We start from the raw sequence: 12,827 nt of genomic DNA on the forward strand, positions 1-12,827 counted from the left end.
TACTTTAATTCAGTTTTCCTTAAAAGTTAAATGATACGTTGAACCCAAAAGACCTGATACTAGGTAACGCTGCTCCTTCTAGGCCTTGTGCGTTGGTAGCGGAATTTGCCAAAGCAGTTGGATCTAGATGTGGTATATTACTATGAATCAACCACAGGTTCCGTCCAAATAGACCAAAAGTTACTTTCTGAATTTTCCAGTCTTCAATTATTTTTTCAGGTAGAGCGTAACTTAGAGTTACCTCCCTAAGATAAACGTAACCTGCATCATATACGTCTGCTTCACCTATGGTGTAACCTCCATTATAAAAGAAATGATCCTGCGCACTAATATTAGTCTGATTCGTACGACCACCTACATCTTCGGCAGTACCGTCCCCATCAAGGTCAAGCATGGTACCTGGAGCATACACACCTTCTACAACAGTTCCATTTTCTCTTATTCCATCGGCTGCAGTTTCTTCTAGCACCCCTGTATACTTACCCCACATATTGGTAGTTGAGAAAACATCACCCCCAACCTGAAAATCAATCAAAGCTGATAAGGACACTCCTTTATAACTAAAACTGTTTGTTACACCCCCAGTAAAATCAGGAAGTACATCGCCAATAACCTCTTGCTGATCACTCCTCACGTAAGCACCTGTAGCATCCACCAGCCTATTTCCAGCTGCATCGGTTTTATACGCATATCCATAAATGCTTCCATAAGACTCTCCTTCCACTGCTTGAACAGAAACAGCGAAGGGTGCTTGAGCAATTAGGTAATTCGTTATGTGTATCCCCTGCTCCTCATCTTCATATAGTTTGATGATTTTATTTTCATTCTTAGCAAAGTTTACTGCCATTGTCCACTGGAAATCTCCTCTATTGGCTGGTTTAATGATGTCTCCGGCCAACATGATTTCTATTCCACTATTCTCCATCTCCCCCGCATTAATAAGCTTTCTTAAGCTACCAGTACTTGCAGAAATAGGTAACTCTAGAATCTGGTTGTATGATCTTGAATGGTAATAAGTAAAATCTAAACGCAACCTATTCTTAAAAAAACGGATGTCCGTTCCAACTTCCCATTGACTAGTCTCTTCAGCTAGAAGATCTGGGTTGGGAAGTAAATCTTTGTTAGAAACACTCGCATTTCCAGCTATAGATGGATTTATATCATAAGATTTATAATACTGATAAGGATCAGTATCATTACCTACAGCAGCCCAGCCAGCCCTTAACTTACCGAAGGATAATACATTATTACCTCTAAATGCTTCCAGCTCGGTAAATACAAAGGATCCAGACACGGAAGGATAATCAAACATTCTATTTTCCTCAGGTAAAGCTGAAGACCAATCAATACGATAAGTGAGATCTACATAAAGCATATTTTTATAATCCCATGAGGTACTTGCAAATACACTACTCACCCTTTTAAATTCAGTATATTGATCTGTCACAGCCGGAGCCACAGAGTTTGATAAATTGTAAAAATCTAGGGCATTCAATCCCCCTTCAGTGGTTCCAATAAAGCGTCTGTATGTATTATTTCTAATATTACCACCTAGAATGGCTACTAATCCAAAATCATCATTGAAGCGAGTATTGTAATTTATCTTTCCCTCGTAGTTTGACTCCTGAACATATCGCGTTGCGAGTTCATACATTGGCACTTCTTGAGAGTTAATAGCTATTCTCTCCTCTCTCACATCATTGTAAAAATCTGTCATCGCTGTCCCATCAACTGATAACTTATCGTTAAAAGCATAATTCAGGTTTATGTTTCCAAAAACTCTTTCTCGAGTGTCATTCTGATAGTTTTCATATCTGGTCCAATAGGGGTTATCAGTATATTGAGGGTCACCATTTGAATAACTTATTCTGTTCCATGTTCTTTGATCACCGTTCTCCAGTTTATAATCTTCCATCTTTTCATCAGACCATTGCCTTTGTCCCCATTGGTTGAATTGCTGCATTACATTATTTGCATCGTATCCAGTACCAGGTCTACCAGTGGCATTCGTTTTAGCGTAATTCACGCCAATACGTGTAGAGAGTTTATCGGTAAGTTTTGTAGAACCATTAAAAGAGAGGTTATTCCTTTTGATTTCGCTATTTGGAAACACCCCAGTTTGGTTTAAATTATTGTAGCTCAAGCGAAAGCTACTCCTTTCCGTGGCATTGTATAAAGCAATACTGTTATTAAAGGTATAACCCGTATTAAAGAAATTTCGAACATTATCAGGATGAGCTTCCCAAGGTGCCGTTTTTCCGTAGTCAGGATGGCCTTCATCCCATGACCACCAGTGCCGCACCTGTTGTCCGTTTAATCTTGGACCCCATGATTCGTCTACCGCATATTGAGCTAGCAAATCATAAGAATCCGATACTCCGCCATTCACCCCTTGGTATGTTCCAGCACCTCTACTTCCAAATGCAGATGGGTCATCTGAATACCATAACGTATCAAAGCCAAATCCACCTCCATATTCATTTTGATAATCTGGGAGGATGTAAACTTTCTCCATAGAAACACCAAACTTATAAGACACGCCTATTCCCTTACCTTTTCCTGCAGACTTTCCTTTTTTGGTAGTGACTAGAATTACCCCATTAGCTCCTCTAGAGCCGTAAAGCGCTGTTGCAGCAGCTCCTTTAAGCACCGACATGCTTTCAATATCATCCGGATTTATATCCTGAATAGCATTTCCGTAATCATACCCCCCAGCACCTCTTTCTTGATCAGTAGAGGTAAAATTAGAGTTATCTAATGGGATACCATCCAGTACGAAGAGCGGTTGATTGTCATTATTATTAATTGAAGTTGCCCCTCGAATAAGGATTCGTGATGAACCACCCATAGACCCTGTGGCACTATTTACTTGAACCCCCGCCAATCTCCCAGATAAGGAGTTGGCAATATTTACCTCTCGAGCTTCAGATAGCTCCTCACCTCCTACTTCCTGCACAGAGTATCCTACAGATTTTTTATCTCTTGAAATACCCAAAGCTGTAATCACCACTTCATCAAGCTTCTCGGTAGCTTCCTCCATTTGTACATTTATGAAGTCTTCAGAACCAACAATCACTTCCTTAGTTTCCTGGCCGATGGCCTGAAATACGAGAATCGGGTTCTCTGACGTAAGGGTGATTGTGAATTTTCCATCGAAGTCGGTACTAACTCCATTTCGGGTACCTTTCTCGAGTACTGCAACCCCTGGAAGGGTTTCTCCGTCTGCGGACTTAATAACACCTGAGACGGTTCGCGTTTGGGCATAGCCCAAGTGTACGCATAGCGCTAGCAATAATGCCAGCAGCGCTGCCTTATTCTTCATGTAGGTAAAATTTTGTGTTAAACGTTACCCTAAATTGAGAAGAATATTCGACATAATCAAGTAGTTAACAAAGATCGGTTAAGGGAATGTTAAGTTTGTTATGCGTGAATAAAGTCCTATATCTCGCTTCATGACTGACTTAAAACAGCCTTTTTAAAGTCGAAAAAAGTTATAACTTTTCTTCGCTAAAATATTGATCAAGAACAACCAAAAGGGCAGAAAAACCCCATACAGGACATGCAGCTTTGTCCATTTCTAGAAAACTATTTAGAAAACCATGAGTCCAATAAGTTATTAAACCCATTAAAGTAGCCATGGCTATTATTTTCAATTCCCGGGTAGGCATTTTGTAATAAACCTTTACTCCTGTAACTATACTTATTGCTACTATCACAAGCACACTTAGGGCGCCTATAAAGCCAGACTCAGCAAGCGGTCCGATATATTCACTATGGGCATTTCCCATATCTCCGGCATTGGTACTAATTATCGTTTTTTCATAAGGTTTTTGATAAGGGGCATAAAGAAACATGTAAGTTCCTGGACCATGACCCAGCCACGGTCGTTCTTCAAACATCCTAAGAGCTGATTTCCACCTATTCACCCTTTCCATATTGGATGCATCAGTAGACACGTTTGAAATAGACTCTACATGCTCGGTAAGATTATCACTGCTCACCTGATCATTTTTTTCAAACTTTTGCATAATGTCTCCCCACATGTACCAAACTCCTCCTAATACTACCAAGGTCATTGCCACCAGCGTACTTTTTCTCACCTTGAGCAAAACCAGCACCATCACTCCTAAAGCCAAAATAAGGCTTAGCCATGCTGCTCTGGTAAATGACAATATAACCCCCACAAACAGAATCAAGAATATAATGCCCGCTACTACACGTAAATTCAAATTTTGCTTCAGCAGGAATGCAAATGCAAATGCTATAGGAACATACATTGCTAACACCGCTCCGTAGCTGGTATGTTCTTTAAAAAATGGAAACATAACCCATGTAGAAGTATCTTTAGTGAATCCATGCTGCCCGTGGATATAAAGAGTATAAATAACTACCATACTCAGCGGAATCATATACAGCCAAAAAAAATAGCGAATGTTTTTATACTTTTTAAAAAGCTGGCTCATCAAAAAATAGAAGACCGATATAAACCATAACCTTGATAGAAACACCTTAAAACTTACGAACGGCATCTGACTGGAAAAACTCGTGAAGAAAATCCAGAAGAGATAAAATAGAATGGCAATTGTAAGGGGGTGCCTAATTATTTTGGTATCAAAACCTCCTTCGTAAAGTAGCTTAAAAAAGAATAGAAGCATCACTCCGAAAGTGATGGGCTCAGTAGGCAAGGTAAAGCCCACATGTAAATCGGGGTTATAATAAAAGATAGAGAGAGGAGTGGCAAACACCAAAAATAGCAACACCTTATCGAGGGCCAAAACTATGGCTGCAATCAAGGCCAAGCCAAACGGCAAAAGCAAACCCCAAAAATTTTCGGTAGCTATAAATACCACGTTCAGGAGGCTAAAAAGCACTCCTATTGTTATAACGGTTTTACTGTTGGGCTCCCAAGTGGGTCTCACGATTTGCCTCTCTTTACCTCAGTGCGAATCGTATCCAAGATAAGGATTGCGATAAGAGTAACTGTAAATGCACCTATCGCCCCTAATGCCACAATCAGCCACCGTGTAGGGTACGATTTTTTCTCTGCGGGATATGCAGAGTTTACCTTAAATGATGCTGGCAGACTTTCTTGCACATCCACCTTAGCCTGATCATACTTCGTTTTCAGCTTTACCTGTTCTTCTTTTAAAAACTGAAGCTCATCACGAAGAGAAACATAAGTACCACCATATTTTGCCAAGGTATCGAGCTTTTCCTCAATAGCCTTCACAGCCGTGCTATTTGCCCCACTCTCAATAATGGCAGTTGCCAGCTGCTCATTAAAAACTGAAGATTGAGTTTCATAATCATGAACACCTTTATAACGCAATTGAGTAAGAGAATCTTCGTAGGAAACAACCTCGGCTTTGAGATTATTATACTCTTGAGAGATAATCGCTAAACCCTTTTCTGCACGATCTTTTTGAATACGGTTTTTGACCTCATCCAGTAATACACTAATATCATTAGCGATCATAGCCGCTGTATCAGGGTCGGTATCCAATACATTTATTTCTACTGACATAAACTCTGTACGCCTGTATGAAATATTGCTTTCAAATGTTTTGTAAAGCTCCGTTTTGGTATACTTTCCAGAATCAATTTGGTAGTGCTTCATCAAGTTATACTTATTGATAATACCATCACGTATTTCATCCGAATTTAAAAGCTGTAAAAGCTGTTCAGCTTGCTCCTCTTCACCAAACTCTAAAATATCCTGACCACGGCTCGAAAACTGCTGAGGCAAAAGTGCTTTGGAAAGTGAGTTTGTAGTAGTAGGAAATACAGTTACCGTGGACTTATACTTTGGCTTTATAAAAAGTGGACTACTAAAAATTCCGGCAAGAACTGCAGCAACCAATGTAACAATGATCAAAGGCTTACGCCACTTATAAATATATACTATCAAATTTGATGAGTCAAAAACTCTATCCTCATTAGGATTTGATTCCATGGGCAATATTTAGGTTTTGGCAAAAATAGAAAAACCGCCCACTAAGCGGCTCACCTGAAACGGCTTTGCATTAATTCTATTGCGGCCTTTAAGTTGAAAAGCCCCAAAGGTAATGCTAACAGCCATATTACGAATGCATTTAGGGGCAAATAAACCCACCACAACAGAGATATATTACTAAGCAAAAAGGGAACGGCAATAGCCAAGCCCGTGAATGCCAAAAGCCGCATCCAATACATCATCTCAAATCGGATTTTCACTAAACGAAGAGAAAGCCATAGTTGTATTCCAGCAGTAGCAAACTGTGTAACCACTGTAGCCCAAGCTGCGCCAATAGCGCCATATTTATTTATAAAAATAAAGTTGAGAATAATGTTGAGCCCAAAACCTGACATCGCCACAATATTCAGCGTGCGGATATCTCCGCGTGCCGTAAGCATTGTTCCGAAAACGTAGGTAGAACCGAAGGCGATACTACTCAATATTAAAATCTTAAAAACATTTGTAGACTTCAACACATGATCTACGTACAGAAAATTCATAATTCCTTCTGCGCTGGCGGTAGCGGCTATTACCACCCCCATCGTTCCAATAAAAATTAGGCTAAAAGCCAATTTGGAAAGTTTGGTAACGTCCTCCTTGTTGCTAAACATTTTTGCAAAAATGGGCAGCAGCAAAACACCCATCAGATAACTAACCTGATTTACCACATCCAGCAAACGAAAGGCTTGTGCATAAATACCATTCTCAAATGCACCAGAAATTTGCTCAATCATAATATTATCTACACGTGTGTAGAGCGCCATGAGTAAAATAAGCACTGCATACGGCAAGCTGTTTTTCAGGTCAACCAAATAAGATGAAAAGTTGATTTGCAATTTGAAACTCCCCGCTTTTTTTAATACCAAAACAAAACCAATAAGCGCAGTAAGCAAATAGCTACCCAACTGGGCCAAAGCAAAATCCTCAACAGTAAAATCACGTGTCATTACTCCGCCAAAAAGCAATATACCGCAGGTAGCAATCATCAAAACCTTGTCGAGAATGCTCATCAAAGAATCAGCTTTAAAAAGATGAAGACCCGAAAGGTGTGAGCGCAGGAACAGAATGAAAGACGAAATAAACTGATTGATAGACAAAATCAGAAGCAGATAAAACGCTTGAGATGCGTACTTGAGAAAATAGCCAACAACCAGTGCAACCAAAATGTAAACAAAACCTAAAAAGAATTTAAGCCCAGTAAGCTTCGAGAAATTTCGGGCTACCTCACCGGGATTTTGTGCTATGGCTCGGTTATTATAATGTGTTAGCCCAAGGTCGAGCAGAATGTTGAACACAAAAGTGAAGCTAAAAATAGCGGCATAAAGCCCATAAGCCTCTGCCCCAACCCTATTTTGAACGGTGAGGTCGATGCCAAAAATCCACAGCGGCTTTACTAGTAGATTGAGCAACAGCAATAAAAGAAGACTACTTACAAACTTCTTCTGCATAAGGTTTTAAAAACGGCCAAAGGTAAAGTTTTATTGACGCTATATTTGAAGCGTGAAAATAGCTGTCAACACCCGTTTCCTCCTTCCCAACAAACTGGAAGGCATAGGTTGGTTTACCTTTGAAATATTCAAACGACTCACTCAAAATCATCCTGAGGTAGAGTGGCTATTTCTATTTGACCGACAATATAAGGAGCACTTTATATTTTCTGACAACATCACGCCAATTGTGGTTTCTCCGCAGGCGCGTCATCCTATTTTGTGGCACATTTGGTATGAATACAGCTTGCCACGAATATTTAAAAAGCATAAACCCGACCTTTTCATTTCGCCCGATGGATACCTTTCGCTAAAGAGTAATGTGAAGAGTATTTCGGTGATTCATGATTTGAATTTTGAGCATAACCCGGAGAATATCCCGAAGCTAGCGGGGAAATATTACCAAAAGTATTTTCCAAAATATGCGCACAGGGCTGACCGTGTGGCCACCGTTTCACAATATTCCAAAGACGACATCAGCACGCTATATGAAGTATCTCCAAATAAAATCGATTTGGTGTATAACGGCTGTGGAGACTTCTTCTTTCCGCTTAAAGCGGAGGAAATAAAAACAGTTCGTGCAGAAATAAGCGAGGGAAAACCCTACTTCATTTTTGTGGGCGCACTAAACCCGAGAAAAAATATAACCGGCATGTTGGCGGCTTTTGCTAAATACCGGGAAGGTGGTGGACACAACAAGTTTGTGATTGTTGGCGAAAAAATGTTTTGGAGCGATGACATTGCTAACGCTTATGAAAATCACCCCTTTCGGGAAGACATCATTTTTACTGGAAGACTGGAAGGCTCAGGGCTCAACAAAGTTTTAGCCGCGTCAGCTGCTTTGTTATTCGTGTCCAATTTTGAAGGATTTGGGATTCCGATTGTAGAGGCTTTTAAGTGTGAAGTTCCGGTAGTAACCTCCACCACCACCTCAATGCCCGAAGTGGCCGGAGATGCTGCCCTACTGTGTGACCCCAGCGACACACAGGCTATCACTAATGCCATGCACGAAGTGGATAAACCCGAGGTAAGAGCGGACCTCATTGCCAAAGGAAAATTGCGGTCCACACTTTTTACTTGGGAACGCTCAGCAGAAATGATGTGGGACTGCATCACCCAAACGATGAATCAATAAATGCCACGACTACTAAACTGCCATACTAAAGGATTAATAGAAGCTGGCTGTGATGAAGCCGGACGAGGATGCTTGGCTGGGCCCGTAACTGCCGCTGCGGTTATTTTGCCACCCAATTTCCGTCACAAGCTGCTGAATGATTCCAAAAAAATGACAGAAGCCCACCGCGAAGAACTTCGATCTATTATTGAGGAAAAAGCTTTGGCCTGGGCTGTGGCTTCAGTAACTCACGAAGAAATTGACAAAATCAATATTCTAAATGCTTCCTTCCTGGCGATGCACCGCGCGGTAGAACAATTAAAGATCGTTCCGCAGGCTTTACTGATTGATGGCAACCGTTTTAACGCCTATCCGAATATTGCCCATCATTGTATTATTAAAGGTGATGGTAAGTTTAAAAGCATTGCTGCAGCCTCTGTTTTAGCCAAAACCCACCGTGATGAATACATGGCTAAGTTGGCTGAAGAATTTCCACAATACGGCTGGAAAAAAAATAAAGGCTACCCTACGATGGACCACCGAGCTGCCATCGAAAAATATGGAACCACGCCTTATCATCGTCAGAGCTTTAGGTTGTTGGCAAGGCAGGTGAAGTTGGAATTTTAGGGTAAGAGTTGAAGCTTTGTGTGTTAAGGTTTTTTTTTTTGCGGAAATTAGATAGCGATAATTACTTGACTTTCCCTTATAACCATCTAACCCCTTTAACAGCACAACGCAAATTTGCACTTAACTCTAAGTCAATTAAATGAAACTAAAGTTTATCACCATTTTGTGCTTTTCCTATTCAATGGCAATTGCACAATCTTATGAACTAAACTATCGCGACTGGGATACAGCATCTCCCTATGAGTACTGGTTAACATTAAACTACTCTGAAGAGCCGAACATCGTTACCCTAACTGATAGTTTAGAACAGGATGGTTACTTAACTATTGAAGGAACTATAAGCGACTATAGAGACTCAGCCCTACAAACTTTAATTTGGAGACTTGACCCAAGAGACTCTAGCCAAATGGAACCGTACGTACCAGATGAAAGCGGATATTTTAAATTGAATTTTGATCTAGGTACAATCCTTCTTCAATTTACACTTCAAGGTTCTTTTAAAACCCAATACCTTTTGATTTCAGCAAATGTGGCAAAAAAAATCTCCTACGAGTTAAAACTTGGCAGAAGCCAACCCTTTGAGCAATATTTAATCCATTCCAAAAGAATCTTAACTGTTGATGAGATAGAGTCTACCGTAGATTGCATTAAGGAAAATTTCCTTTTTAACCAGAATGAAACATGGAACTGTGCCGAAGGAAAAGACTTTTATATTGGAATGTCAGGAGGGTGAGCCACCCATTCATGAATCACAAATCATCAAGACTCTCGGTTCGATTTCGAAAAAAGAAATTGAAGTATGCATAGGTGTTATTCGAGAAACGCTGGTTGATTAGGAAAAATAGGAAACCATAGCTTATCAACTTCAAGGTTTTAGCTTGTTGGCAACTCAAATAAAACTGAGTTTGTAGCCGTTAAAATTGCTTTATTTTTGTCCAAAATTAGGCCACCACTATGAAGCTTTTCCAATACTGGATTCTCACTCTAACTTCAACTCTACTCCTATTTAGCTCCTGCAAAAAAGATGCGGCCACCAGCGCTGATTTGTATTCTGCCGTTCCTAAATCTTCCGTTTTAGTTTTGGAAAGCCGCAGCATTGGTGAGGCTTTGAATAGCATAAGCCAAACCAGCATGTACAGCCAGATAGACAGCTTGCCGCCTATCCTTGCTTTTGCAGAAGAATTGAAATCCCTCAAAGGAAATTTTGACACGGATAGTGTAACAGACTTTTTAAAAAAGCGACCTGTAATAATGGCCATTGCACTAAGTGGTGCCGAAAAATATGGAGCACTTTTTATCGCTCTAGGTAATAAGGATTTTGAAAAGTCAATAGGTAAAAGATTGAGTTCAGTTTATAAGGTTTCGCAAAAAACCTACAGCGAAGCTGAAGTGTATCACTTTTATAAAGAAGATAAAAGCAAGAATTACTACGTTTCCTCTTACCGCAACCTACTCCTTTTTAGCACCAGCAGCTTCTTGCTCGAAGAAGGTATTCGTCAAGTAAATAGCGAGTTTAACATTAAGCAAAACCTACAATTTCAAAAGCTGTACAATACTAGCAACAAAAAGGACCTTGCGAATCTTTATATCAACCTAAAAGAGCTTCCTGAATTTTTAAAAACCAAACTCCCACTCGGAAATCAGCAGTTTATAAGTCGGATGGGTAGCTGGGCCGAGTTGGATATTCAGGCCTACAACAAAGAGCTTTTGATGAGTGGTCTTATCCTATTTCCAGAAAATGAGCCCTATTTCTTACAGTCTTTCCAAAAGGTGAAAGCTCGTGAAACAGAAGGGCAGCAAATTGTTCCTGCCGCCAGCGGGCTTTGGGTATCGCACACCTTTGCCAATGCAGAGCAGTATTATCGCAATTATTTAGCATATCTGGAAAGTGCAGGACGCTTACGCAAGCATGAGCAACTTTTAGAGAAATTAGATTTTGACCACAACAAACATCTACTCGAGTGGGTGGATTCCGAAATGGGGATTTTCACCACCACAGGTGAAGGTGGCCGTATTAATTATGTAGCCTATTTTAAACACCGCGATGAAGATGATGCCCGTGAAGCGTTGGATTCTTTAGCCACTGATTTTATAGAAGGCTACCGTGGAATTATCATCAAAAAACTGAAAGCTGAAAATGCACTACCCCGCTTTTACGGACCTATATTCACCGACTTTCATTACCCCTACTTTATTGTGAGCAATGGTTTTGCGCTTTTTGCGGAAGACCTTAGCAGCATGAAGGGAATCATAAATGATATGGTGGATGGTAAAACTTTAGGTGCTGATGAAGAGTTCAAAAACTTTAGCGCCAGCCTGCCTTCTGAGTCACACATTAAAATAATTGCTTCCAGTCCCGGGTTTTTAAATTACGCTTCTACAAGTTTAGAGGGAGGTGATGCTAAAATTCTGGAAAAGAATTTTGACAAGCTGAGCAACTTCCGCTGGGCTGCCTTACAGATCAATGTAGATGACGATGCCGCCCTAACCAACTTTTACATGCTGCAATCTACCCAGCGGAAAGAGCGAGTAGCTCGCTTGTGGAATGTAGAGTTGCAGAGTGATGCAGCCAATACTCCTCAGTTTTTGAAAAATTACACCAATGCCAAATATGATGTGGCTGTTCAGGATAAAGATTACAGGCTTTACCTTATAGATTATAGCGGCAAGTTGCTTTGGACTAAAAATCTGGATGGCCCAATTATGGGCAACATCACTCAAATAGATATTTACAAAAACAACAAACTGCAGATGGTGCTCAACACACGCGAAACTCTTTACGTGATTGACCGCCTCGGCCGTGATGTTGAGAATTTTCCTGTAAAGTTAAAAGAGCCAGCTACCGCTCCTGTGGGAGTTTTTAATTATGATATGGCGCGTAATTACCGCCTGGTGGTGCCCTGCGGCAAAAATTTAAAAAACTACGGTGTAGATGGCAAAGAAGTAAAAGGCTGGAACTTTAAAGCTTCAAAGCATGAATTAATTACCCAACCTCAACATTTTACGGTAAGTAAAAAAGATGTGATAGTGGTATTAAATGATGGTGGCCAATTGTTACAACTAAACCGAAGAGGTGAGCAGCGATTTGAGCCGGTAGAGGGTTTACCCAAATTGCAAATACCTTTCTTCCTTAAAGAGAGAGAATCATTGGCAAAATCGGAAATGCTGGCCAACGGCCCGGATGGAAAATTATATTCTATAATACCAGGTGGAACTGCTGACAATCTATATCTGGATGAAGAAAACCCCGCTGACTACTTCATCTACTTTGACGAAAAATATGTGTTTAGTCATGATGAAAAACTCATCATAAAAAGTGACAACCAGCCTTGGTCTGCTGAGCTAGATGGCGATATCTCAACACGCCCGAAAGTGATGATTTTTGGAAATGAGTTTTATGCTGCAGCCTTTAGCAAAAGTGCTGACGAAATACGTCTCTTCAATAAAAAAGGTGAACTGGTAGAAGGTTTCCCTGTATATGCTCAAGGGCCATTCGACATGGGATCCCTCAAGCAAGATGGCGCCATCAATATTGTAACTTATACCGAGGATGGCACATTGGTGTGCTATCGGGTGAATTAAGTTTTCGCAGCACTCTATTTTC

The 12,827-nt window shown here is 40.5% G+C and carries 8 protein-coding genes; 4 read left to right on the forward strand and 4 right to left on the reverse strand.

All coding sequences use genetic code 11. The features are described from left to right. Positions 1-19 precede the first annotated feature (19 nt). From OWEHO_RS09085 to OWEHO_RS09100, 4 genes are all read right to left on the reverse strand, one after another. Positions 20-3,322, reverse strand: coding sequence for a SusC/RagA family TonB-linked outer membrane protein (locus OWEHO_RS09085; RefSeq protein ID WP_014202179.1), 3,303 nt, complete (start codon positions 3,320-3,322; stop codon positions 20-22). A gap of 169 nt (positions 3,323-3,491) precedes the next feature. Beyond that, positions 3,492-4,919, reverse strand: coding sequence for an O-antigen ligase family protein (locus tag OWEHO_RS09090; protein ID WP_014202180.1), 1,428 nt, complete (start codon positions 4,917-4,919; stop codon positions 3,492-3,494). Next, a complete protein-coding gene (locus OWEHO_RS09095; protein ID WP_014202181.1) occupies positions 4,916-5,953 on the reverse strand; it encodes a Wzz/FepE/Etk N-terminal domain-containing protein in 1,038 nt (345 codons plus the stop codon). Before OWEHO_RS09095 ends, OWEHO_RS09090 begins: the two co-directional genes overlap by 4 nt. 50 nt (positions 5,954-6,003) lie before the next feature. Continuing rightward, positions 6,004-7,443 carry an oligosaccharide flippase family protein gene (locus tag OWEHO_RS09100; RefSeq protein ID WP_014202182.1) on the reverse strand — a complete coding sequence of 480 codons (1,440 nt, stop codon included), beginning with the start codon at positions 7,441-7,443 and terminating at the stop codon, positions 6,004-6,006. Between the two features lie 52 nt (positions 7,444-7,495). Between OWEHO_RS09100 and OWEHO_RS09105 the strand changes: the two genes are divergently transcribed. The 4 genes from OWEHO_RS09105 (at position 7,496) to OWEHO_RS09120 (ending at position 12,805) form a co-directional block, all read left to right on the forward strand. Then, on the forward strand, positions 7,496-8,617 hold the full coding sequence (locus OWEHO_RS09105) for a glycosyltransferase family 4 protein (protein WP_014202183.1): 1,122 nt from the start codon (positions 7,496-7,498) through the stop codon (positions 8,615-8,617). Then, on the forward strand, positions 8,618-9,223 hold the full coding sequence (locus tag OWEHO_RS09110; protein ID WP_014202184.1) for a ribonuclease HII: 606 nt from the start codon (positions 8,618-8,620) through the stop codon (positions 9,221-9,223). Positions 9,224-9,362: 139 nt separating this feature from the next. Continuing rightward, positions 9,363-9,956, forward strand: coding sequence for a hypothetical protein (locus tag OWEHO_RS09115; protein WP_014202185.1), 594 nt, complete (start codon positions 9,363-9,365; stop codon positions 9,954-9,956). Between the two features lie 221 nt (positions 9,957-10,177). After that, on the forward strand, positions 10,178-12,805 hold the full coding sequence (locus OWEHO_RS09120; protein ID WP_014202186.1) for a DUF3352 domain-containing protein: 2,628 nt from the start codon (positions 10,178-10,180) through the stop codon (positions 12,803-12,805). The last annotated feature ends 22 nt before the right edge of the window (positions 12,806-12,827 follow it).

It is taken from the genome of Owenweeksia hongkongensis DSM 17368, assembly GCF_000236705.1.
In the GTDB taxonomy this organism is placed as follows: domain Bacteria; phylum Bacteroidota; class Bacteroidia; order Flavobacteriales; family Schleiferiaceae; genus Owenweeksia; species Owenweeksia hongkongensis.

Coding starts and splice junctions, on each gene's coding strand:
- OWEHO_RS09095 (WP_014202181.1), bottom strand. CDS start 5,953: ATGGAATCAAATCCTAATGAGGATAGAGTTTTTGACTCATCAAATTTG.
- OWEHO_RS09085 (WP_014202179.1), bottom strand. CDS start 3,322: ATGAAGAATAAGGCAGCGCTGCTGGCATTATTGCTAGCGCTATGCGTA.
- OWEHO_RS09120 (WP_014202186.1), top strand. CDS start 10,178: ATGAAGCTTTTCCAATACTGGATTCTCACTCTAACTTCAACTCTACTC.
- OWEHO_RS09115 (WP_014202185.1), top strand. CDS start 9,363: ATGAAACTAAAGTTTATCACCATTTTGTGCTTTTCCTATTCAATGGCA.
- OWEHO_RS09100 (WP_014202182.1), bottom strand. CDS start 7,443: ATGCAGAAGAAGTTTGTAAGTAGTCTTCTTTTATTGCTGTTGCTCAAT.
- OWEHO_RS09110 (WP_014202184.1), top strand. CDS start 8,618: ATGCCACGACTACTAAACTGCCATACTAAAGGATTAATAGAAGCTGGC.